The 23,218-nt window shown below is 72.4% G+C and carries 18 protein-coding genes, 1 tRNA gene and 1 pseudogene; 9 read left to right on the top strand and 11 right to left on the bottom strand.

Features of this window, described 5'->3' with window-relative positions:
• Positions 1-17: 17 nt before the first annotated feature.
• The 4 genes from hutI to hutU form a co-directional block, all read right to left on the bottom strand.
• On the bottom strand, positions 18-1,238 hold the full coding sequence (gene hutI / locus F1615_RS11995; protein ID WP_149548894.1) for an imidazolonepropionase: 1,221 nt from the start codon (positions 1,236-1,238) through the stop codon (positions 18-20).
• 20 nt (positions 1,239-1,258) lie between these two features.
• A complete protein-coding gene (locus F1615_RS11990) occupies positions 1,259-2,641 on the bottom strand; it encodes a formimidoylglutamate deiminase (protein ID WP_149548893.1) in 1,383 nt (460 codons plus the stop codon).
• Positions 2,638-3,840 carry an allantoate amidohydrolase gene (locus F1615_RS11985; protein WP_149548963.1) on the bottom strand — a complete coding sequence of 401 codons (1,203 nt, stop codon included), beginning with the start codon at positions 3,838-3,840 and terminating at the stop codon, positions 2,638-2,640. The genes F1615_RS11990 and F1615_RS11985 overlap by 4 nt, the downstream gene beginning before the upstream one ends.
• Before the next feature lie 275 nt (positions 3,841-4,115).
• A complete protein-coding gene (hutU, locus tag F1615_RS11980) occupies positions 4,116-5,804 on the bottom strand; it encodes a urocanate hydratase (protein WP_149548892.1) in 1,689 nt (562 codons plus the stop codon).
• A 121-nt stretch (positions 5,805-5,925) separates the two neighbouring features.
• Between hutU and F1615_RS11975 the strand changes: the two genes are divergently transcribed.
• Entirely contained in the window at positions 5,926-7,350 is a 1,425-nt protein-coding gene (locus F1615_RS11975) for a diaminopimelate decarboxylase (RefSeq protein ID WP_149548891.1), read from the top strand.
• 92 nt (positions 7,351-7,442) lie between these two features.
• Here F1615_RS11975 and F1615_RS11970 read toward each other — a convergent pair whose 3' ends face one another.
• Positions 7,443-8,027, bottom strand: a complete 585-nt coding sequence (locus F1615_RS11970; RefSeq protein ID WP_149548890.1) for a hypothetical protein — start codon at positions 8,025-8,027, stop codon at positions 7,443-7,445.
• Positions 8,028-8,133: 106 nt separating this feature from the next.
• On the bottom strand, positions 8,134-8,976 hold the full coding sequence (locus F1615_RS11965; protein WP_149548889.1) for a MurR/RpiR family transcriptional regulator: 843 nt from the start codon (positions 8,974-8,976) through the stop codon (positions 8,134-8,136).
• A gap of 267 nt (positions 8,977-9,243) precedes the next feature.
• Here F1615_RS11965 and F1615_RS11960 point away from each other — a divergent pair, with 267 nt between their 5' ends.
• Both F1615_RS11960 and F1615_RS11955 read left to right on the top strand, forming a co-directional pair.
• Complete coding sequence (locus tag F1615_RS11960; RefSeq protein ID WP_149548888.1) at positions 9,244-10,959, top strand: LCP family protein; 1,716 nt, start codon at positions 9,244-9,246, stop codon at positions 10,957-10,959.
• An 85-nt stretch (positions 10,960-11,044) separates the two neighbouring features.
• On the top strand, positions 11,045-11,467 hold the full coding sequence (locus tag F1615_RS11955) for a hypothetical protein (RefSeq protein ID WP_167533725.1): 423 nt from the start codon (positions 11,045-11,047) through the stop codon (positions 11,465-11,467).
• 341 nt (positions 11,468-11,808) lie between these two features.
• Here the strand turns inward: F1615_RS11955 and F1615_RS11950 are convergent, their stop codons facing one another.
• Complete coding sequence (locus tag F1615_RS11950; RefSeq protein WP_149548886.1) at positions 11,809-13,197, bottom strand: cystathionine beta-synthase; 1,389 nt, start codon at positions 13,195-13,197, stop codon at positions 11,809-11,811.
• Positions 13,198-13,358: 161 nt separating this feature from the next.
• On the opposite strand from F1615_RS11950, the gene F1615_RS11945 reads away from it, so the two are divergent.
• From F1615_RS11945 to F1615_RS11935, 3 genes are all read left to right on the top strand, one after another.
• Positions 13,359-14,387 carry an SGNH/GDSL hydrolase family protein gene (locus F1615_RS11945; protein ID WP_149548885.1) on the top strand — a complete coding sequence of 343 codons (1,029 nt, stop codon included), beginning with the start codon at positions 13,359-13,361 and terminating at the stop codon, positions 14,385-14,387.
• Positions 14,388-14,852: 465 nt separating this feature from the next.
• Complete coding sequence (locus F1615_RS11940; RefSeq protein ID WP_149548884.1) at positions 14,853-16,073, top strand: acetyl-CoA C-acetyltransferase; 1,221 nt, start codon at positions 14,853-14,855, stop codon at positions 16,071-16,073.
• A gap of 278 nt (positions 16,074-16,351) precedes the next feature.
• A complete protein-coding gene (locus F1615_RS11935; protein WP_149548883.1) occupies positions 16,352-17,134 on the top strand; it encodes a hypothetical protein in 783 nt (260 codons plus the stop codon).
• 21 nt (positions 17,135-17,155) lie between these two features.
• Here F1615_RS11935 and F1615_RS11930 read toward each other — a convergent pair whose 3' ends face one another.
• Positions 17,156-17,467, bottom strand: a complete 312-nt coding sequence (locus F1615_RS11930; RefSeq protein ID WP_149548882.1) for a hypothetical protein — start codon at positions 17,465-17,467, stop codon at positions 17,156-17,158.
• A 101-nt stretch (positions 17,468-17,568) separates the two neighbouring features.
• Here F1615_RS11930 and F1615_RS11925 point away from each other — a divergent pair, with 101 nt between their 5' ends.
• A complete protein-coding gene (locus F1615_RS11925; RefSeq protein WP_149548881.1) occupies positions 17,569-17,799 on the top strand; it encodes a DUF4287 domain-containing protein in 231 nt (76 codons plus the stop codon).
• Positions 17,800-17,877: 78 nt separating this feature from the next.
• Here F1615_RS11925 and F1615_RS11920 read toward each other — a convergent pair whose 3' ends face one another.
• From F1615_RS11920 to F1615_RS11915, 3 genes and pseudogenes are all read right to left on the bottom strand, one after another.
• Positions 17,878-18,771 carry a Bax inhibitor-1/YccA family protein gene (locus F1615_RS11920; protein WP_149548880.1) on the bottom strand — a complete coding sequence of 298 codons (894 nt, stop codon included), beginning with the start codon at positions 18,769-18,771 and terminating at the stop codon, positions 17,878-17,880.
• A gap of 239 nt (positions 18,772-19,010) precedes the next feature.
• Positions 19,011-19,148: pseudogene (locus F1615_RS36210) on the bottom strand (4-hydroxybenzoate 3-monooxygenase); the annotation flags it as partial.
• 163 nt (positions 19,149-19,311) lie between these two features.
• Positions 19,312-19,398, bottom strand: a tRNA-Leu gene (locus F1615_RS11915).
• Between the two features lie 390 nt (positions 19,399-19,788).
• On the opposite strand from F1615_RS11915, the gene F1615_RS11905 reads away from it, so the two are divergent.
• Complete coding sequence (locus F1615_RS11905; protein WP_149548879.1) at positions 19,789-20,586, top strand: ABC transporter ATP-binding protein; 798 nt, start codon at positions 19,789-19,791, stop codon at positions 20,584-20,586.
• A 54-nt stretch (positions 20,587-20,640) separates the two neighbouring features.
• Positions 20,641-23,169, top strand: a complete 2,529-nt coding sequence (locus F1615_RS11900; protein WP_149548878.1) for an ABC transporter permease — start codon at positions 20,641-20,643, stop codon at positions 23,167-23,169.
• Positions 23,170-23,218 lie beyond the last annotated feature (49 nt).

The raw sequence follows: 23,218 nt of genomic DNA, 5'->3' as shown, positions 1-23,218 counted from the left end.
CCCGGCCGCGGCTCGGCTCACACCGGCCGCGGCTCCACCCTGCGTCCCCTCCGCCAGACCGCGCGCACCAGGGGCACCCCCGGCCGGTAGGCCAGGTGGACCGGGGACGGGGCGTCGAGGATCACCAGGTCCGCGTACGCGCCCGGGGTGAGGCGGCCGACGTCGTCGCGGCGCAGGGCCCTGGCCCCGCCCGCCGTGGCCGACCACACGGCCTCGTCGGGCGTCATCCCCATGTCCCGCACCGCGAGCGCGATGCAGAAGGGGACCGAGGAGGTGAAGGACGAGCCGGGGTTGCAGTCGGTGGACAGCGCGACCGTCACCCCCGCGTCCAGCAGCCGGCGGGCGTCCGGCCACTCGGCGCGGGTGGAGAACTCGGCCCCGGGGAGCAGGGTGGCGACCGTGCGGCTGCCGGCGAGGGCGTCCACGTCGGCGTCGGTGAGATGGGTGCAGTGGTCGGCGCTGGCCGCGTCGAGCTCGACGGCGAGCTGGACGCCGGGGCCGTACGAGAGCTGGTTGGCGTGGACGCGCGGGTGCAGGCCCCTCGCCCTGCCCGCGGTCAGGATCGCGCGGGCCTGGTCGCCGTCGAAGGCGCCCTTCTCGCAGAAGACGTCGATCCAGCGGGCGTGCGGCGCGCAGGCGTCCAGCATCTCGCCGGTGACCAGGGCGACGTATCCGGCCGGGTCCTCGGCGTACTCGGGGGCGACGATGTGGGCGCCGAGGAAGGTGACCTCGTCGGTGTGCCGGGCCGCCAGGCGCAGGGCCCGGGACTCGTCCTCGGTGGTCAGGCCGTAGCCGGACTTGGTCTCGAAGGTCGTGGTGCCCTGGCGCAGTGCCTCGGCGAGGAAACGGGTGAGGTTCGCCTCCAGTTCCGCGTCGGTGGCGGCGCGGGTGGCGGTGACGGTGGTGCGGATGCCGCCCGCGCTGTACGGGCGGCCGGACATGCGGGCGTTGAACTCCTCGGTGCGGTCGCCCGCGAAGACCAGGTGGGAGTGGGAGTCGACGAATCCCGGGAGGACCGCCCGGCCCCCGGCGTCGACCCGGTTGTCGGTGGCGGGTGCTTTGCTTGATTCACCGGTCCACACCACGCGGTCGCCCTCGATGACGACGGCCGCGTCCCGGACCAGACCGAGAGGAGAACGTCCCCCACTCCCGAACTTGCTCGAGCTGGGGGAACCCGGCCCGAGGGAGGGGTCGTTGGTGACCAGCGTGGCGATGTTGCTGATGACGGTGCTGCTCATGGTGTCCTCATGGGGGGTCGTCAGGCGCGCAGTGCCTCGACTGCCTGCGCGAGGGCTCCGGGCACATCGGGTACGAGCGTGTGCGCCCCGTCGCGTACGACGTGCCGGCCTCCCACGATCGTGTGGCGGACGTCCGCTGCCGTCGCGGCGAATACGGCCGCCTCGGCTCCGAACCGGGGCAGTGGCCCCGCGGTCCTGACGGAGTCGAGGGCGAGGGTGACGAGGTCGGCGCGCGCCCCGGCCCCGATGCGTCCGGCGTCGTCCCAGCCGAGGGCGGCGTGGCCGTCGGCGGAGGCGGCACGCAGCAGGGCGGCGGCCGTCCAGTGGCCCCGGGTGCGGGTGCGCAGCCGCTCGTTCAGCTCCATCGCGCGTGCCTCTTCGAACAGGTCGATCACGGCGTGGCTGTCGGAGCCGAGGGAGAGCGGGGAGCCCTCGTTCTGCAGGGCCGCGGCGGGGCCGATGCCGTCGGCGAGGTCCCGTTCGGTCGTCGGGCACATGCAGGTTCCGGTGCCGCTGCCGCCGATGAGCGCGATGTCCTCGGCGGTGAGATGGGTGTTGTGGACACCGGTGGTGCGCGGGCCGAGCACCCCGTGCACGGCCAGGAGCTGCGTCGGGGTGCACCCGTGCGCCTCGCGGCAGGCGTCGTTCTCGGCGGTCTGCTCGGACAGGTGCACGTGGAGCGGGGCCCGCCGCTCCTCGGCCCAGCGTGCCACGGTCGCCAGCTGCTCCGCCGGTACGGCCCGTACCGAGTGGATGGCGGCCCCGATCCGTGCGTGATCCCGTTCCTTGAGAACCGAACAGCGTTCGGCCCAGGCGTCCGCGTCGCCGTCGGAGAAGCGGAGCTGGTGGGTGGTGGGCGGTCGTCCGAAGCCGGAGGAGAGGTAGGCGGTGTCGAGGAGGGTGATCCGGACACCGGCTTCGGCGGCGGCCGCGACGAGCGCCTCCCCCATGGCGTTGGGGTCGGCGTAGGGCACGCCGCCGGGGGCGTGGTGGACGTAGTGGAACTCGCCGACGGCCGTGATGCCCGCCAGTGCCATCTCGGCGTACACGGCCCGGGCGAGGGCGTGGTAGGTGTCCGGCGTGAGCCGGTCGGCCGTGGCGTACATGACCTCGCGCCAGGTCCAGAAGGTGCCGGAGCCCACCTGGACGGTGGAGCGCAGGGCACGGTGGAAGGCGTGGCTGTGGGCGTTGGCCAGTCCGGGGAGGGTCAGTCCGCGCAGGATCTCGGCGCCGGGCGGCGGGGCGGGCGTGTCCGGACGGACGGCGGTGACGCGTCCGTCCCGAACCTCCACGGTCACGCCCGGCTCGATGGGGGTCCCCCCTGCTCGAGCGGAGCCGAGAGCTCGGGGGAGGGTGCCGAGCCAGGCGTGCTCCAGCCAGTACGTCCGCTGGGTGGCAGTCACGTGCGGGCCAGTCCTTCCAGTACGTCGGCGAGGGCGAGGACCCCGGCCACGCAGTCGTCCTCGGTGGCGGACTCGGCCGGGGAGTGCGAGACGCCGGTGGGGTTGCGCACGAACAGCATCGCGGTCGGGACGCGTCCGGAGAGGATTCCGGCGTCGTGTCCGGCGCCGGTGCCGAGGACCGGCACCCTCAGGTCCGTGTCGCTGCCCAGGATGCGGGCCAGTTCGTCGCGCAGGGCGTGGTCGAACTCGACGACGGGGGTGAAGGACTCGCGTGCGACGTCGAGGCCGACGCCGTGGGCGGCGGCGTGGGCGCGGGCGGCTTTCTCGACCCCGGCGACCACGGCGTCCAGGCGCTCCTGGTCGGCGGCGCGGGAGTCGAGCCAGCCGCGTACCAGGGAGGGGATGGCGTTGACGCCGTTCGGCTCGACGGCGATCTTGCCGAAGGTCGCGACGGCACCGGCGAGTTCCGCCTCGCGGCGGGCGGCGAGGACGGTCTCGGCATACGGCAGCATCGGGTCGCGGCGGTCGGCGAGCCGGGTGGTGCCGGCGTGGTTGGCCTCTCCCCGGAAGTCGAACCGCCACCGGCCGTGCGGCCAGATGGCGGACGCGATGCCGACGCGGTCGCCGGACAGGTCCAGCGCCCGGCCCTGTTCGACGTGGAGTTCGACGAAGGCGCCGATGCGGCCCAGCCGTTCGGGGTCGGCGCCGATGGCGTCGGGGTCGTGTCCGGCCGCCTCCATGGCCCGCGGGAGCGTGATGCCGTCCCCGTCGGTGAGCCGGTGGGCCTGCCCGACCGTGAGGGCGCCCGCGGTGAGCCGGGAGCCGACACAGGCGAGCCCGAACCGGGCGCCCTCCTCGTCCCCGAAGTTGACGATGCCGAGGGGCTTGGCGAGCCGCACGCCCCTGCGGCGCAGTTCGTCGAGCGCGGCGAAGGCGGACACGACCCCGAGGGGCCCGTCGAAGGCCCCGCCGTCGGGCACGGAGTCCAGGTGCGACCCGGTGACCACCGCGTCCCCCCGCGCGGGATCCCCGAGCCAGGCCCACTGGTTCCCGTTCCGGTCGACCTCGTAGGCCAGCCGCCGGCCGCGGGCCTGCTCCTCGAACCAGGCCCGGCAGTCGGAGTCGGCCCCGGTCCAGGCGAACCGCCGGTACCCACCGGAGACGGCGCTGCGCCCGACGGGCAGCAGCTGACGCCACATCTCCTGGAAGGAGGGCTGGGCACCACCGGGCAGTGAACCGCCACCGGGCTGCGGACCGCCGCCACCGGGCTGCGGACCGCCACCGCCGGGCTGCGGACCGCCGCCGGGCTGCGGACCGCCACCGCCGGGCTGCGGACCGCCGCCGGGCTGCGGGCAGTCGTTCCGCGGGGCGGTGGGGGTACCTGCCCCGCCCTTCGCGCCATGGGGAAGGGCGGGCACAGCCGAAGCCGCCGGCGGCGGCGAGGCCTCCGCCCCCACCGAGGAGTCGCCGCCGCTCACGCCGAGTCACCCTCACGCATCGGCACGCGCACACCCCGCTCGCCGGCCACCGACTCCGCGATGTCGTACCCCGCGTCCACGTGCCGGATCACTCCCATCCCGGGGTCGTTGGTGAGCACCCGCCGGATCTTCTCCCCGGCCAGCGCGGTCCCGTCGGCCACCGTCACCTGCCCGGCGTGGATCGACCGCCCCATGCCGACCCCGCCACCGTGGTGGAGGGACACCCACGACGCCCCGGAAGCGACGTTCACCATGGCGTTCAGCAGCGGCCAGTCGGCGATCGCGTCGGACCCGTCCAGCATCGCCTCGGTCTCCCGGTAGGGAGAGGCCACCGACCCGCAGTCGAGGTGGTCCCGCCCGATGACGACCGGCGCGGCCAGCTCCCCGCTCGCGACCATGTCGTTGAACCGCTCGCCGGCCTTGTCGCGCTCGCCGTATCCGAGCCAGCAGATGCGCGCGGGCAGCCCCTGGAAGTGGACCCGCTCCCCCGCCATCCTGATCCAGCGGGCCAGGGACTCGTTCTCCGGGAAGAGCTCCAGGACCGCCTTGTCGGTCCTGGCGATGTCGGCGGGGTCGCCGGACAGCGCGGCCCAGCGGAACGGGCCCTTGCCCTCGCAGAAGAGCGGCCGGATGTAGGCGGGGACGAAGCCGGGGAAGGCGAACGCGCGGTCGTAGCCCGCGAGCCGGGCCTCGCCGCGGATCGAGTTGCCGTAGTCGAACACCTCGGCACCGGCGTCCTGGAAGCCGACCATCGCCTCGACGTGCCGGGCCATGGACTCGCGGGCGCGGGTGGTGAAGCCGGCCGGGTCCTTGGTGGCGGCGTCGGCCATGTCCTCGAAGGCGACGCCGACGGGGAGGTAGGCCAACGGGTCGTGGGCGGAGGTCTGGTCGGTGACGATGTCGATGGGCGCGCCCATGGCGAGCAGCTGCGGGACCAGCTCGGCGGCGTTGCCGAGGACGCCGACGGACAGGGGGCGGCGGGCGTCGCGGGCCTCGGTGGCCAGCTGGAGCGCGTGGTCGAGGCTGTCGGCCTTCACGTCCAGGTAGCGGTGCTCGATGCGGCGGTCGATGGCGCGGGGGTCGCAGTCGACGCAGATCGCGACGCCGTCGTTCATCGTCACGGCGAGCGGCTGGGCGCCGCCCATGCCGCCGAGGCCCGCGGTGAGGGTGATGGTCCCGGCGAGGGTGCCGTCGACCCCTTTGCCCGTTGAATGCAGCTTGGCGGCGACGGCGGCGAAGGTCTCGTAGGTGCCCTGGAGGATGCCCTGGGTGCCGATGTAGATCCAGGAGCCGGCGGTCATCTGCCCGTACATGGTCAGGCCGAGGGCCTCCAGGCGGCGGAACTCCTCCCAGGTGGCCCAGTCGCCGACGAGGTTGGAGTTGGCGATGAGGACGCGCGGGGCCCACTCGTGGGTCTGCATGACGCCGACCGGCCTGCCGGACTGGACGAGCATCGTCTCGTCCTGCTTGAGGGTCCTCAGCGTCCGCACCATCGCGTCGAAGGAGCGCCAGTCGCGGGCGGCCTTCCCCGTCCCCCCGTAGACGACGAGCTTGTCGGGGTGCTCGGCGACCTCGGGGTCGAGGTTGTTCTGCAGCATCCGCAGGGCGGCCTCCTGCTGCCAGCCCAGGGCGCTCGGTTCGGTGCCGCGCGGCGCTCGGACGGGGCGGGGTCCGGGTCCGGCCATGGTGTGCCTCCTCGTGCTGCGGATGATTACGGCGGATATTCATATCCTCAGCTCCTGAATAGACCTAGTCAAGACGGGGGGTGTGCCGGCACCGCCGGGAGCGGGATGTTTGGCTGGAGGCATGCGCGCGAACAGGGAGCACACCGAGGGGACGGGGGACGCGGTGGCGTACGACGACGGTCTGACGGACGAGGTGGACCCGCGGGGTACCGGGCGGGCGGCCCGGCGGGACGAGGCGGTGCGGGCCGCCGTCGAGCAGGGGCTGCTGGACGCCGGCACTCCCCTGGTGGCCCTGCTCGACGTCACCGGCATCCGGGAGTCGGCGGCCGGGCTGCGGGCGGCGTTCGACGCGGTGACGGCGCCGGGCACGCCCGTGCTGCACGCGTTCGCGGTGAAGGCGAGCCCGCTGGTGCCGGTGCTGCGGCTGCTGCGCGAGGAGGGCATCGGCGCGGAGGTGGCCAGCCCGGGTGAGCTGGCGCTGGCGCGGGCGGCGGGAGTGACTCCGGAGCGGACGGTCCTCGACTCGCCCGCCAAGACGGCCGCCGAGCTGCGGGAGGCCCTGGCGCTGGGGATCGCCGTGAACGCGGACAATCCGCAGGAGCTGGAGCGCATCGACGCCCTGATGGCCGGGTCCGGCTCCCGGTCGCCCATCGGAATCCGGGTGAACCCGCAGGTCGGCGGCGGCTCCATCGAGGCGCTGTCCACGGCGACGGCGACGTCGAAGTTCGGGGTGGCGCTGCGCGACGAGGGGGCGCGGGAGTGGGTGGTGCGGGCCTGCACGGACCGGCCGTGGCTGACCCGGCTGCACGCGCACTCCGGTTCCCAGGGCATCGAGCTGTCCATGATGGCGCGGGGGATCGCGGAGACGTACGCCCTGGCGGAGGAGATCAACCGGCGTGCGGGACGGCGGCAGATCGACACCATCGACATCGGCGGCGGGCTGCCGGTGAACTTCGCGTCCGAGGCGAGCAGCCCGACGTACGGGGAGTACGCGCGGCTGCTGCGCGAGACGGTGCCGGGGCTGTTCGACGGGCGGTACGGGCTGGTCACCGAGTTCGGCCGGTCGCTGCTGGCCAAGCACGGCACGGTGGTCGCGCGCGTGGAGTACGCCAAGAGCGCGGGCGGGCGTCCGGTCGCGGTGACGCACGCGGGCGTGCAGGTGGCGACGCGCACGGTGTACGCACCGGAGTCGTGGCCGCTGAGGATCGCCGCCTACGACGCAAAGGGGCGGCCCAAGGAGGGGCCGGCGGTCGTGCAGGACGTGGCGGGACCGGCCTGCTTCGCGGGCGACCTGCTCGCGCAGGGGCAGGAGCTGCCGCTGCTGGAGCAGGGCGACTACGCGGCGGCGCTGGACACGGGCGCGTACTACTTCGCCCACCACTACGCGTACAACTCGCTCCCCCGCCCCGCCGTCCACGGCTTCGTCCCGGACGGGACGGGAGGAGTCACCTTCGCGACCGTACGCAGCCCCCAGACGATCGAGGAGATCGTCACCGAGTCGGGGGCGGCCCACGCCGACGCCCTCACCGCGGGCCCGACGCCCTGAACACCACCCGCTGGGGCGCGGGACCGTGCCGATGGCGGCGCCGCCGCGCGGGCACGGGCCACCGCACCCGCGCCCGCGGGACGCCCCGTCCCTCAGGCCGCCGCGGCAACCCGTCGGCGGGAGCCGCCCGGGGCCGCGTCGCCCGCCGCGACACCCGTGGTGCGGTAGGCCTTGACCGCCTCGCCGGCGGGCCGTCCCGCACCCGCGCGCAGCCAGTCGACGCGCACCCACAGCAGGACCTCGCCCGCCTGCTCCAGCCGGCCGATCCAGGACGCCTTCCACCACAACCCCGCCCCGCACCCGGCGAGCAGCAGACCGCCGGCGGCGGGTGCGGCGAACGCCGTGCCCAGGGCGGCGAGGAAGGCGAGCAGCAGCCACCAGCGGTGCACCCGGCGCCAGTTGCGCACGGTCACCGCGCGGTCCTGGAGCACGTCGTGCTTGCCCGCGCGCGCCGCCGTGCGGGCCAGCGCGCGGTACCGCCCCCGCCGCCCGTACGCCACGACGGCCGCCGCCACGAGGAACAGCGCGGCGCCCGCCAGGACACCGATCCGGCGCCCGGTCGCTCCCGGCACCAGCACCCCGATGCCCGCGGCGAAGAATCCCAGCCACCACAGTGGCGCGGCCCCGGCCCGCACGACGACGGCCACCCGCGCCAGCCCCTGTACTCCGCGCGTCACGTCCTGCCTCCCGTCCTCCGATACCTGTGTGTCCCAGGAGAGGCACATTAGCGACGCAAGGTGAGACGAGTCTGAGAAGACGCGGCGGCCGGCCTGCCGTCCGCGCTCAGTCCACGAACAGCCCGCGTGCCGCCGCCTTCGCGTCGAACTCCTCGAGCCGCGCCTGCGCGTCGGGCAGGTCGTCGCACATCGCCTCCAGCAGCACCCGGCCCAGCAGCATCGGCGCGCACGCCGTGTCGAAGGCCAGCCCGGTGCCGACGGCGGCGGGCAGCAGCAGGTCGGACACCTTGGCGACCGGCGCGAACGGGGAGTCGGCGACGCTGACGACGGTCAGCCCCGTCTCCCTGGCGTGGGCGAGGGCGTCGACGACCTCCCGGGGATGGCGGGGCAGCGCGAAGCACAGCAGGGCGCTCGCCCCGGCGCGGGCGGCCGCGTCGATCCGGTCGTGGAGCATCGTGCCGCCCTCGTTGAGCAGCCGGACGTCCGGATGGACCTTGGCGGCGAAGTAGGCGAAGCCGTGCGCCTGTGCCGCCGCGGCCCGCAGCCCCAGCACGGGCAGGGGCCGGCTGGCCGCGAGGACCCGTCCCGCCCGCCGCACCGGGCCGGTGTCGGCCAGCGCCTCCGCGAGATGGCGCAGGTTCTCGATCTCGGCCTCGACGGCCTGCTGGTACTCGTTGTACGAGCCGGTCTCCGGCGCCGGTTCGGCGGGCGCGATCTCGCGCAGGTGCCGGCGCAGGGCGGGGTAGCCGTCGAAGCCGAGGGCGACGGCGAACCGGGTCACGGAGGGCTGGCTGACCCCGGCCAGCTCAGCCAGCTCCACGCTGGACAGGAACGGCACGTCGGCGGCCCGCCGCACCATGCTGTGCGCGATGCGCCGCTGGGTCGGTGTCAGCCGATGCCCCTCGAAGAGCGCCTGGAGGCGCGCGGCGGGGCTCTCGGTGCCGCTCATGACCTGACTTCCCCCTCGGCCCTTCGGCCCATTCATCGATCGCTACGTCTGCATGCCGTTATACAGGCGAACGGGACGTCGCGCCGTACACGCGTCGTGATGGGCGGAGATCACGCACTGTGCCCGGCCGGGGACAGATCCGGATCTCGACGATTTTGCTACGACGTCGGCGCATCCCGTACGGGCCGGATAGCGTAACGCCTCGAACAATTAAGCGCCTTGAGACGCAGACGCCCCCGGGGCGCCCGACGGAGGACTGGTACGAGCGTGGACGCGCGAAGCCGTGGGCAGGCGGACGGGACCGACCCCGCCGACCAGTGGGTACTCAACCCGGAGACCGGCGAGTACGAACTGCGGCTGAACGGTTCGCCCGGGCCGCCGCCGTTCCCCGGGCAGCGCGGCGCGTCCCGCCCCGGTTCCACCGCCCCCGCTCCCGGCCGCGTCCCCGGGCAGCGCGGTCGCCGCACCGTTCCCGCTCCCGCGCCCGCCCCGGACGACGCGCGTGACACCGGCCACCACGGGCGCCGGCAGCCGAACCGGAGGAACGGCAGGAAGAAGGCGCTGGTGTGGACGGGAGGCGTCCTGGGCCTGGTCCTCGTCGGCGGCTCGGCGTTCGCGTACTACTGGTACGACCGCCTCTACGGCAACATCGACACCGTCGACATCGGTGACGTGGGCAGTGACGAGGTGCTGGCGGACGGCCCGGTCAACATCCTGATCATCGGCAACGACGTCCGCACCGGCGAGGGCAACGAGGCCTACGGCAACCGGGACAACGTCACCGGCCACGCCGACACCACCCTCCTCTTCCACGTCTCGGAGGACCGCACCAACGCGACCGTGGTGAGCATCCCCCGGGACCTCATGACGAGGATCCCGGACTGCGAGACCAGGCAGCCCGACGGTTCCACCGAGGTCGTCGCCGGCTCCAGGGGGACCACCAGGTTCAACGAGTCCTACGGTGTGAACGGCCGCGACCCGGGCTGCACCATGCGTACGGTCGAGGAGATCGCCGACGTCGACGTCGACCACTTCATGATGTTCGACTTCAACGCGGTCAAGACGCTGTCCACCGCGGTCGGCGGTGTCAAGGTCTGCCTGGACAAGCCCCTCAAGGACCTGGACGGCGGGACCAGGCTCGACCTGCCCGCCGGGGAGAGCACGATCCAGGGCGAGGACGCGCTGGCGTTCCTGCGCAACCGGCACGGCCTAGAGAACGAGAGCGACCTGGACCGGATCGGGATGCAGCAGAAGTTCGTCGCGTCGATGATCCGCCGGCTGAAGGAGGACACCCTGGACAGCCCGTCGAAGATGCTCGACGTGGCCGACGCCGCCACCAAGTCCCTCACCGTGGACAAGGGGATAGGCAGCCCCGGGAAGCTGCTCACCCTCGCCAAGGAACTCGCCGGGATCGACCTGAAGAACATCACCCTGATGACGATGCCGGTGATCGACAACCCGGCCGAGCCCACGCCCGTCACCGTCGTCCCGCACCCGGTCAAGGCCCCGCAGCTGTTCAGCATGCTGCAGAACGACGTCTCCCTCACCGAGGTGAGGAAGAAGGAGAAGGACGCCAAGGACAAGCAGGCCGCGCTGCTGGAGGGTCCGCGGGCCGAGGCGTCCGCCGTCCGCGTCGACGTCCGCAACGGCGGCGGTCCGCAGGGCGCCGCGCAGGAGACCCTGGTCTGGCTGCAGACCGGCGAGGGCGTCTCCCGGTCCACGAACAAGGGGAACGCCCCGGCCGAGGTCGGCAGGACGACCCTGGAGTACGCGCCGGACCAGGCCGACCAGGCCCGCACGCTCGCCGACCTCATGGGCCTGCCCGCCGCCGCGCTGAAGCCCGGCCCGGCGGGCGCGGACGCGACGGCGCCGATGACCCTCACCCTGGGCCCCGACTTCAAGAAGGCCGGTGTTCCCGTCGCCGCCCCGAAGAAGGTGGACGTCGAGCAGTCCCGGGCCGACGAGAAGATGTGCGAGAAGTAGGGCGCGGCGAACCCGAGGGCCGAGACGGGGGTTACCCCCAGTGCCCCCGGCCTCCCGCCTGCCTACCGTGGAGCGCATGACCGGAATGGACGCGCGCGACGCCGAGCTGAAGAAGGAACTCAACGCCTCCCTGCAGGCGCGCAGGGAACTGGGCGAGGAGTACGAATCCGCGCTGGTCGACTCGTTCCTGGAGAAGGTCGACGAGCGCATCGACGGCGCGGTGGATCGCCGGGTGCGCCGGCAGCTCGCCGAGCGGCAGCTGACGGTGGCCCGGGACGCGCGGTCGCCGAGGGTCACGGACTCCTGGGGCGAGCGGTTCGGCTTCGGGATCGTGTCGCTGGTCCTCGCGGTGCCGCTGTCCGCGATCGGCGGGGGCGTGGGCCATCTTCCCGGTCTGCTGGTCACCTGGCTGGGCATCGTCGGCGTCAACGTCGTCCAGGCCGTCCGGACCAACCCGGGCCTGTTCGGCCGCCGTGAGGCCGCCAAGGACGGCGACTGGGACGACTGAGAGAGGTCTTGCGCGGGGACCGCCGCACCCCCGTGACCGGGGGGCGGGACGACGGCGGTCCCCGCGAGGGACGCGCGCCCGCTGAGGCGGACTGCGCGTCCGAGGCGTCCTTGGAGGTCCGGGAGCCGCTCCGGAGGTCCTTCGACGCCGTGTGGCCGCCGGCCGGAACGGGGAGCCGCTCCCGTCCCTGCCGACACCCACCAATGTGCCTGTCCCGTGTTAAGCGAGTGCTGCGCGAACGTGACGCCCTCGTACCACTTCCGCGAAGTCCACGAAGATCACGAACGCGGCAACACCCCGCCGTTCACGGCGGGTTCACCGGCGCTCGGCCCGACGTCCCGTCACTTCTCGTGCCTGGCGAGGAAGGACAGCAGGTCCTGGCGGCTGACCACACCCGTCGGCTTGCCCTCGACGATGACGATCGCCGCGTCCGCCTTGCCCAGGACGGCCATCAGGTCCGCGACGGGCTCGCCGGAACCGACCTGCGGCAGCGGCGCGGACATGTGCTTCTCCAGCGGGTCGTCGAGCGAGGCGCTCTTGCTGAACAGCGCGTCCAGCAGGTCCCGCTCCACCACCGAGCCGACGACCTCGGCGGCCATCACGTCCGGGTGACCGGCGCCCGGCTTGACCACCGGCATCTGCGAGACGCCGTACTCGCGCAGCACCTCGATGGCCTGGCCGATCGTCTCGTCGGGGTGCATGTGGACGAGGGAGGGGATGTGGCCGCCCTCCTTGTCCTCGAGGACGTCGCCGACGCGGGCGCTGGGGCCCTCGTCCTCCAGGAAGCCGTAGTCGGCCATCCACTCGTCGTTGAAGATCTTGCTGAGATAGCCGCGCCCGCTGTCCGGCAGCAGGACGACGACCACGTCGTCCTCACCGAGCCGGGAGGCCACCTCCAGCGCCGCCACGACCGCCATGCCGCAGGAGCCGCCGACCAGCAGGCCCTCCTCCTTGGCGAGGCGCCGGGTCATCTGGAAGGAGTCCTTGTCGGAGACGGCGACGATCCCGTCCGCGACATCACGGTCGTAGGCGGTCGGCCAGAAGTCCTCACCGACGCCCTCGACCAGGTACGGCCGCCCGGAGCCGCCGGAGTACACGGAGCCCTCGGGGTCGGCGCCGATCACCTTCACGCCGCCGTCGCTGACCTCCTTCAGGTAGCGCCCGGTCCCGGAGATGGTGCCGCCGGTGCCGACGCCGGCCACGAAGTGGGTGATCCTCCCCTCGGTCTGCTCCCACAGCTCGGGGCCGGTGGAGTGGTAGTGGGAGAGCGGGTTGTTGGGGTTGGAGTACTGGTCGGGCTTCCAGGCCCCCGGCGTCTCGCGCACCAGCCGGTCGGAGACGTTGTAGTAGGAGTCGGGGTGCTCCGGCGCCACGGCGGTCGGGCAGACGACGACCTCGGCCCCGTAGGCCCGCAGCACGTTGATCTTGTCCGTGGACACCTTGTCCGGGCACACGAAGATGCACTTGTAGCCCTTCTGCTGGGCCACGATGGCGAGGCCGACCCCGGTGTTGCCGCTGGTCGGCTCGACGATGGTGCCGCCCGGCTGGAGCTCCCCGCTCTTCTCCGCCGCCTCGATCATGCGCAGGGCGATGCGGTCCTTCACGGAACCGCCCGGGTTGAAGTACTCCACCTTGGCCAGGACGGTCGCCCTGATGCCCTTGGTCACGCTGTTGAGCCGCACCAGCGGGGTGTTGCCGACGAGGCTGATCATCGAGTCGTGGAATTGCACCGTTGTCTCCGGATGCTTTTAAAAGATGTGGTCGTGGTGGTCGAACCAGCCTAGGCCCTTCCGCGCCGGGACCCGCCCGGGTCGTTCACTCCCCGTTGGGATTGGACCACCGTCCGTACGGGGCAAGCACTGGGTACGGCTTCGAGGAGGTGGCGGCGGGCATGACGGGCATGTCGAGGGCGCGGGTGGCCCGGCGGATCGCGGCCGGTGCGGCGTACGGCGGCGGGGGCATCGGCCTGGCCGGCGCGGCCACCGTGGGGCTGCTGCTGGCGGAGGCGCAGCTGGCGCGGCGCCGCGTGGGCAACGGCACGAGCCCTCACGTCCCGAACGCGGACGGTCTGTACGGCGCCGCGTACACGGTGCCCGGCGTGCCGGCGCTGCGGCTGACGATGCTGGGCGACTCCACGGCCGCCGGGCAGGGCGTGCACCGGGCCGGGCAGACGCCGGGCGCCCTGCTGGCGTCCGGGGTCGCGGCGATCGCGGAACGTCCGGTGGGGCTGAGCACGGTCGCGCTGCCCGGGGCGCGCTCCGACGATCTGGACCGGCAGGTGACGCTGGCGCTGGCGGATCCGTCGCGGGTGCCGGACATCTGCGTGATCATGATCGGCGCCAACGACGTCACCCACCGGATGCCGCCCACCCAGTCCGTGCGGCACCTGTCCTCGGCGGTGCGCCGGCTGCGGACGGCCGGTGCGGAGGTGGTGGTCGGCACGTGCCCCGATCTCGGCAGCATCGAGCCGGTGCAGCAGCCGTTGCGCTGGCTGGCCCGGCGTGCGTCCCGGCAGCTGGCGGCGGCCCAGACGATCGGCGCCGTGGAGCAGGGCGGGCGGACGGTGTCGCTGGGCGATCTGCTGGGGCCGGAGTTCGCGGCGAATCCGCGGGAGCTGTTCGGGCCCGACAGTTATCACCCCTCCGCGGAGGGGTACGCCACGGCCGCGATGGCGGTGCTGCCGACGGTCTGCGCGGCGCTGGGGCTGTGGCCGGCGGACGAGGAACGGCCGGACGCCGCGCGCCGCGAGGGGTTCCTGCCGGTGGCCCGGGCGGCGGCGGAGGCGGCGTCGGAGGCGGGCACGGAGGTCACGGCGGCGATACCGTCCGGGCCGCGGGGGCCGTGGGCCCTCCTGAAACGCCGTCGCCGGCGCCAGGTCCCGGAGCCGGAGCGGGAGCCCTCGCCCCAGCGCGCGCCGTAGCGACGTGCGCGGTGGCGGCGGGCACCGTGGCCGCGGGCGGCCCTTCGGCCCGCCCACGCGGACAGCCCCCGACGCACCGCATGGCGAGCGCCGCGAGCGGTGTCGGTACGGGCCGGGGGGTGTCGCGCAGCCCGGCGCCCGCGGGGTTCCGTCGCGCCCACCCGCGCCGCCCCGGCGGCACGACTGCCCGCGGCCGTGGCGGCGGTTGCGGCAGTTTTGGCGGTTGGGGCGGGGCACGGTGTTGCGGCGGGCGCGGGGGCGGTGGACGCGGGGGCGGCGTCGCGGGAACCAAGCAAGCGCTTAGACAGTTGCGGTCCATGTCACACCGTGAGGGTCGTGACCCCGCTCATACGGCCGGGTAACTTCCCAGGAAGCCCTGTACCAACCCACTGGTATGCCCTCCCGTCGCCCGACCACCACCCCTCAACGAGGCGCTACGCGCCGCCCCAACCGTCTGGAGCCGTGATGCCCGAAGCCGTGATCGTCTCTGCCGCCCGCTCCCCCATCGGCCGCGCCTTCAAGGGCTCCCTGAAGGACCTGCGCCCGGACGACCTGACCGCCACGATCATCCAGGCCGCCCTGGCCAAGGTCCCCGGGCTGGACCCGAGGGACATCGACGACCTGATGCTCGGCTGCGGCCTCCCCGGCGGCGAGCAGGGCAACAACCTCGGCCGCGTGGTCGCCGTACAGATGGGGATGGACCACCTCCCCGGCTGCACCATCACCCGTTACTGCTCGTCCTCGCTGCAGACCTCCCGCATGGCCCTGCACGCCATCAAGGCCGGCGAGGGCGACGTCTTCATCTCGGCCGGTGTCGAGACGGTCTCCCGCTTCGCCAAGGGCAACTCCGACAGCCTCCCGGACACCCGCAACCCGCTGTTCGCCGAGGCCGAGGCCCGCACCGCAGCCGTCGCCGAGTCGGAGGGCTCGACCTGGCACGACCCGCGCGAGGACGGCCTGGTCCCCGACCCCTACATCGCGATGGGCCAGACCGCCGAGAATCTCGCCCGGCTCAAGGGCGTCACCCGCCAGGACATGGACGAGTTCGGCGTCCGCTCGCAGAACCTCGCCGAGGAGGCCATCAAGAACGGCTTCTGGGAGCGCGAGATCACGCCGGTGACGCTCCCCGACGGCACGGTGATCAGCAAGGACGACGGCCCCCGCGCCGGCGTCACCATGGAGGGCGTCCAGGGCCTCAAGCCCGTCTTCCGCCCGGACGGGCTCGTCACGGCCGGCAACTGCTGCCCGCTCAACGACGGCGCCGCCGCGCTCGTCATCATGAGCGACACCAAGGCCCGCGAGCTGGGCCTCACCCCGCTCGCCCGGATCGTCTCCACCGGCGTCTCCGGCCTCTCCCCGGAGATCATGGGCCTGGGCCCGGTCGAGGCGAGCAAGCAGGCCCTGTCCCGCGCCGGCCTGACCATCGACGACATCGACCTGGTCGAGATCAACGAGGCGTTCGCCGCCCAGGTGATCCCCTCCTACCGCGACCTCGGCATCCCGCTGGAGAAGCTGAACGTCAACGGCGGCGCCATCGCCGTCGGTCACCCCTTCGGCATGACCGGTGCCCGCATCACCGGCACGCTCATCAACTCCCTCCAGTTCCACGACAAGCAGTTCGGTCTGGAGACGATGTGCGTCGGCGGCGGCCAGGGCATGGCCATGGTCATCGAGCGCCTCAGCTGAGCGTCGCAGCCGCACGGTAGCCACCCGGCCACCGTCCGTGAGACATCGGCCCGGCACCCCGGTCGCACCGGGGTCCGGGCCGTTCCGTGATCCAATCTCCCCCAGGATGTGACCTATCCCTCTTGCCGAGGGAATCCCCGCAGGTCAGCGCCACACCCCTACCGGACTCACGACCAAAGAGCTGTCCGTTTCGTGACGTTACGCACTGACAGAAGGTTAGTCCGCCCTTCAAGCTGATGTAGGAAGTCGGGGGTCGACTTTGAACCGGGAGTACGTCAGTGAGCGCCATGCCGATCGCCCTGCTGATCACCACGGCCGCCACCGGCGCCGTGGGCGTCGCCGTCCTGCGCAGCATCATGGTGCTGCGCCGACAGGTCACGGCCCTGCACACCGAGCTGGCCAGGGACCAGGCCGCCGCCACGCGCGCGCACGTCCCCGCCGCCCGCTCGGCCGGGACCGACGAGATACGCGCCGCCGTCGCGGAGGCGCTCGCCGAGGAGCGCGAGCGTGAGCTCGCCGAGGCGCGGGCCTTCTGGGCCGCCCAGGAGGCGCGTGACGCCTCCGACGCGCCGTCCCTGCTGGGCCTGGCCGACAGCGAGCTGTTCCTGCCCCGGCAGGCCGATTTCGTGGGTCTGGAGCCGGTGAGCGAGCCGGGCGCCGACGCCCCCGAGGAGTACGCCGGGGACTCCCCCGAGCTGGCCGCGGCCCGCCGCCGGCACCCCTCGCACCCGGACTTCGTGCCCCACCCGTCACCGGTCGCGAACGACCACGAGCGCACCGTGGCCGCACTGGAGGAGCTGGCCTCCTCCCGCACCGAGCTGACCGACGTCCGCCCGGGCCCGCTGGGCACCCTGGACGTCTACGTGTTCGCCGACGGTACGACGCTGTGCATGACGCCGGGCCACCGCGAGACCTCGGAGCGCCTGGCCGCGGCCCTGCGCGCGGGCGAGACCCCGTTCCTGCTGGGCGGCTCCGGCATCTCGGGCGCGTACACGCTGACCTTCGCGTGCGGCGAGGAGAGCGTCTACATCCTGGCGGACCGCGTCATCGCGTCCCTCTAGCCTCCGCGGCCCCCGGAGCGGCTAGACCCCGGCGCGTTCGCGTGCCTCCTCCACGAGGCGCACGGCCTCCTCCACCTCGTCGCCGCTCTTCAGTACGAGGGCCAGGTCGTGCCCGGCGACGGTGATCTGGTCGGCGGCGGCGAACATCCCGGCGTCGGGCATCTCGCGGTGTTCGGTGCCCGGCTCCTCGACCAGCTGGGTGCGCCGCGCCAACTCCCTGGCCAGCGCGAGCGCTTCGGCGGCACCGCCCCGTTGCAGCCGGCTCTGCGGCGCGGCCCGGAGGCGGTCGGCGAAATGATCCACGGCACGGGTGAAGGGCGTCGTATCAACCACGCGGTGAGCGTACGCGGCGCGGCAGGACTGTTGCCAACGGGCGAACGCTCAGGCACGGTGACCTGAAGGACCGGCTTACATCCCAGCGTCCGGAGGCGCCGATGTCCCAAGTCTTCTCCACAGAGACCCACCGCAACATGCTCGCCCGCATCCCCCATTGCACCGGTCGTGAGATCTCCGACTGGCTGCGCACCGTCGAAGAAGGCCCCTCGCTCTTCCGCTTCGAGGAGAAGGTCAGCTGGCTCCGGCACGAGTACGACCTGGCGTACGGCCACGCCAAGGCGATCGTCCACGAGTACGACCTGAGAAGGGCCGCGCGCAAGCTGCGCTAGCTTCCGGCGCACACGACGAAGGGCCCCGGTGAACCGGGGCCCTTGCCTGTGACGTGGCGTACCAAACGCCGACTGCCGTCAGTCGCTGCTGTTGAAGATCGCGATGAGCCGCAGGAACTCCATGTAGATCCACACCAGCGTCAGCGTGAGACCGAAGGCGGCGAACCAGGCCTCCTCGCGCGGGGCACCGTAGGCGATGCCGTCCTCGACCTGCTTGAAGTCCAGGGCGAGGAAGCAGGCACCGAGGATGATGCCGATGACACCGAAGACGATGCCGAGCGGACCGCTGCGGAAGCCGAGGCCGTCACCGCCGCCGATCACCGCGAACAGCAGGTTCACGGCCATCAGCAGGATGAAGCCGAGCGCGGCCGCCATCACGAAGCCGTAGAAACGGCGGTTGACGCGGATCCAGCCCGCCTTGTACGCCACCAGCACGCCGGCGAAGACCGCCATGGTGCCGAGCACCGCCTGCATGGCCGCACCGTCGGCGATGCGGTTGTCGACGATGCTGGAGATGACGCCGAGGAACACACCCTCGAACGCCGCGTACGTCAGGATCAGCGCGGGTGTGGGCTTGCGCTTGAAGGACTGCACGAGCGCCAGGACCATGCCGATCAGCGCGGCGCCGATACCGATGCCGTAGGACCGGCTGATGTTGGCGTCGTCGACCGGCAGCAGCGCCCAGGAGAGCGCGGCGGTCACGATGAGCAGGCCGAGCGTGCTCGCCGTGCGCACGATGACGTCGTCGATCGTCATCCGTCCGGCGGCGGCCGGGGCCTGCGGCGGTGCGCCGTACTGCAGGTCCTGCTGTGCGTACGGGTTCTGGGCGTACGGGTTGCCAGTCGGCTGCGCGTACGGGTTGGCCTGCGTGGCGACAGCGGGACCCCCGGCCTGCGGCGCGGTGTTGAAGCCCGCGTAGCCGTTGTCGCGGCTGAACCCCCGTCGCGAGAAGACCGGGTTTCTGCTCCTCATTTCACTCCTCCATGGCCACTCGATGCGGCCTTGGCTCAAGAGTAATAGGTAGGCAAAGGATTGACCCTAATGCTTGGGGAGGATCTTTCCCTCGTCTTGCTGCGCAACACGCTACGCGGCCCGGCGATTCCCCTCACCACGAGGGGCCGGACCATGACCGACCCGGTACCTGCCCGGAACCGGCAGGAGATCATCCGCTTGCTCCGGTTACTCCAGCGGGGTACCCGTGCAGGCCTCGGGAGCCCGGAGACGGCCGGGGTGCGCAGGGACAGCAGGGCGAAGCGGCGTTCGTGGCGGGCGTGGACCGGCCCGTCGTGGGAGGGCGGCACGTCGGCGAGGATGCCGGGCCGACCGAAAGGGAACGTCCGTTCGGACACCGGCAGACCGGCGGGCCCGGCTCCGATGATTCCCACGGTGGTCCGCATCGGCCGTCCCCCTCGCCCACGCCGGACGTGAGTTTCCAGCCGCATACGGACGGGTGTCATCGGCCGCGCGGTGGCGTCCGGGAGTGCCGTCGACGATCAAGAGGGGGAAGCGTGATGGTGCCCGGAGCCGGACTCGAACCGGCACGCCCGCTCAGGGGCAGCGAGGTTTAAGCTCGCCGTGTCTGCATTCCACCATCCGGGCAGGCCGTGGGCTCCGCTTCGCGGCTCCGAGCCTATCGGTGACCTTCACGCCGCCGGCGGCGGGATGGGCCGATCTTGTCTTATTTTATTGGCGCCTGAGGGTGCATCAGCACCCGGAACTCGCCGTGAGCACGTGCCACCAGCCTTGCGGCTGACGCTCCGCCATGTATGCGGAATGACGGAATTTCACCGTCCGAACAAGGGCGCTCCACCTGTTCTCGCCACGGCCCGCTCAGGGTGCGCCGTCATCCCCAGGTATGACGCCGCGTCCGGCGGTCCGCCCCGAGTCGCCCCCCGGAACCGGAGCAGCGGGTGACTACACGGCGGCAAAGCGACGGAACGATGGACGACGTCCCCGAGAACACGTCGTCCCGACAGGAGCGTCCATCCCGTGACCACCGCACCCTCCCCCGGACTCCGTCCGGAGGGACCGCCGGCCGACCGGACCACCGCAGTGGCCGCGCGCGCCACGGAGCTGTCGAAGATCTATGGCCAGGGCGAGACCCAGGTGGTCGCCCTGGACCGGGTCTCCGTCGGTTTCCGGCAGGCCGAGTTCACCGCGATCATGGGCCCGTCCGGCTCCGGCAAGTCCACGCTGATGCACTGCGTGGCCGGGCTCGACACCTTTTCCTCCGGTTCCGTGCGCATCGGCGAGACCGAGCTGGGCTCGCTGAAGGACAAGCAGCTGACCAAGCTGCGCCGGGACAAGATCGGCTTCATCTTCCAGGCGTTCAACCTGCTCCCGACGCTGTCCGCCCTGGAGAACATCACCCTCCCGATGGACATCGCCGGCCGGAAGCCGGACAAGGAGTGGCTGGACACCGTGATCCGGATGGTCGGGCTGTCGGACCGGCTGAGCCACCGGCCCTCCCAGCTGTCCGGCGGTCAGCAGCAGCGCGTCGCCGTGGCCCGGGCGCTGGCCTCCCGGCCCGACATCATCTTCGGCGACGAGCCCACCGGCAACCTCGACTCCCGCTCCGGCGCCGAGGTCCTGGGCTTCCTGCGCAACTCCGTGCGTGAGCTGGGGCAGACGGTGGTCATGGTGACCCACGACCCGGTCGCCGCCGCCTACGCGGACCGCGTGATCTTCCTCGCCGACGGCCGGATCGTGGACGAGGTGTACGGGCCGACGGCCGACTCGGTGCTCGACCGGATGAAGCAGTTCGACGCCAAGGGCCGCACCAGCTGACCCCCGCCCGCCCTCCGCCCGCCCCCTCGTACGTCTGGACTCGAGAAAACACCCATGCTCCGTACCGCCCTGCGCAATGTGTCCGCGCACAAGGCCCGGCTCCTGATGACCTTGCTCGCCGTGATGCTCGGCGTGGCCTTCGTGTCGGGGACCCTGGTCTTCACCAACAGCCTCTCCGAGGCGCTGCAGAAGCAGTCCGCCAAGGGCTTCGACCACGTCGACGTCGCCGTGACCCCCCAGTGGAAGGAGGCCGAGGGCGACAAGGTCGGCGCGTACCGGGAGCTGACCCGCGAACTGGTCGACGACAGCGCCGCCGTGCCCGGCGCCGCGCGGGCCATCGGCACCGTCCAGGGCTTCACCGCGATCGCCGACAAGGACGGCAAGCTGCTCGGCGACGGCTTCCAGTCGCAGGGCGGCAACTACTGGGGCACCAACGACCCCCGCTACCCGCTGGTCAGCGGTCGCGCGCCGAAGGGCGAGGGCGAGATCCTCATCGACTCCGAGAGCGCGAAGCGGGCCGGTTACCAGGTCGGTGACACCGTACGGATGTCGGTCGACGGACCCGTCATCGAGCCGGTGGTCACCGGCATCTTCACCACCGACGACGGCAACGTCGCGGCCGGCGGCAGCCTCACGCTGTTCGACACGGCGAGCGCGCAGAAGCTGTTCGGCAAGGCGGGCACCTTCGACGAGATCGCCGTCAAGGCGAAGGACGGCGTCAGCGAGACCGAGCTGCGGGCCCAGCTGGAGAAGGCCCTGCCGTCCGACGTCGTGGAGACCACGACGGGCACGCGGCTCGCCGACGACCAGGCGGAGGCGATCGCGTCCTCCATGAGCGGCCTGAAGCAGGGCCTGCTGGTGTTCGCGGGGATCTCGCTGTTCGTCGGCACGTTCATCATCGCCAACACCTTCACCATGCTGGTCGCCCAGCGCACCAAGGAGCTGGCCCTGATGCGTGCGGTCGGCGCCTCGAGGCGTCAGGTCACGCGGTCGGTGCTGGTCGAGGCGTTCGTGGTCGGCGCGGTCGCCGCCGTCGCCGGACTCGTCGCCGGGGTCGGCGTCGGCGTCGGGCTGCGCTCCCTGATGGGGACGCTGGACGCGCCCATGCCCGACGGCCCGCTCGTGATCAGCCCGGGCACGATCGGCTCCGCGTTCGCCGTCGGCATCCTGGTGACCATGCTCGCCGCGTGGCTGCCCGGCCGCCGGGCCGCGAAGATCCCGCCGGTGGCGGCGATGAGCGCGGTGCACGCCACGGCGACCACCAAGTCGCTGGTGCTGCGCAACACGCTGGGCGCGCTGTTCTCGGCGGCCGGTGTGGCGGTGGTCCTCGCGGCCACGACGATGGAGGGCTCCGACGGCCAGGCGCCCATGGGGCTCGGCGCGGTCCTGCTGATCATCGGTGTCTTCATCCTGACCCCGCTGCTGTCCCGCCCGCTGATCGCGGCGGCCGCTCCGGTCCTGCGCGTCTTCGGGGTCTCCGGCAAGCTGGCCCGGCAGAACTCGGTGCGCAACCCGCGCCGCACCGCGGCCACCGCGTCCGCGCTGATGATCGGGCTCACCCTGATCACCGGGATGACGGTGATGGCCGGCAGCCTGCAGAAGTCCATCGACAAGATGGCGGCCTCCGCGATCGAGGCGGACTACATGGTGTCCATGGCGAACGGCCACCCGCTGTCGCCGGACGTCGAGAAGAAGCTGGAGCGGGCCGGGGACGTCACCGCCGTCAGCCCGATGCGCAACGCGCACGCCCGCATCGACGGCGAGACCGAGTTCGTGACCGGCGTGAACGGCGCCACGATCGAGAAGCTGACCGAATTCCCGGTGGTGCAGGGCTCCTTCGAGGTCGGCGGTTCGCGGGTCGTGGTGGACGAGGACACCGCGACGTCGTACGGCTGGAAGGCCGGTTCGGCCTTCACCATCGCCTACGAGGACGGCGAGAAGCAGAAGCTCACGGTCTCCGGCGTCTACCAGGCCAACGAGATGATGAGCGGCATCATGGTCGACACCGCGTCCCTCGACCCGCACCAGTCGGAACCGGCCGACATGATGGTCATGGTGAAGACCGCCGACGGTACGTCCGACGCGGCGAAGGAATCGCTGGAGAAGGCCCTCGGCACCAACCCGGCGATCAGGGTCCAGGACAAGCAGGACCTCTCCAACGAGATCGCGAAGATGTTCACCCTGATCCTGAACATGGTCTACGGCCTGCTGGCGATGGCGGTGGTCGTGGCCGTCCTCGGCGTCATCAACACCCTGGCGATGTCGGTGTTCGAACGCTCCCAGGAGATCGGCATGCTGCGGGCGATCGGCCTGGACCGCAGGGGCATCAAGCGGATGGTCCGGCTGGAGTCCCTGGTGATCTCACTGTTCGGCGGGGTGCTCGGCCTCGGTCTTGGCGTGTTCTTCGGCTGGGCGGCCGGTGAGCTGGTCGGGTCGAGGATGGCGACGTACGAACTGGTCCTGCCGTGGGCCCGGATGGGGCTCTTCCTGCTGCTGGCCGCGGTGGTGGGTGTGCTGGCGGCGCTGTGGCCGGCGCGGCGGGCGGCCCGGCTGAACGTGCTCCAGGCGATCAAGGCCGAGTAGGCCGCGGCAGCGGCTGTGACGCGGGCCCCGTTCCGGGTGGGACGGGGCC

It is taken from the genome of Streptomyces marokkonensis (assembly GCF_008312835.1).
Lineage (GTDB): Bacteria > Actinomycetota > Actinomycetes > Streptomycetales > Streptomycetaceae > Streptomyces > Streptomyces marokkonensis_A.
The sequence above is the reverse complement of the archived record's forward strand: the minus strand, read 5'-3'. Positions and strand labels throughout refer to the sequence as shown.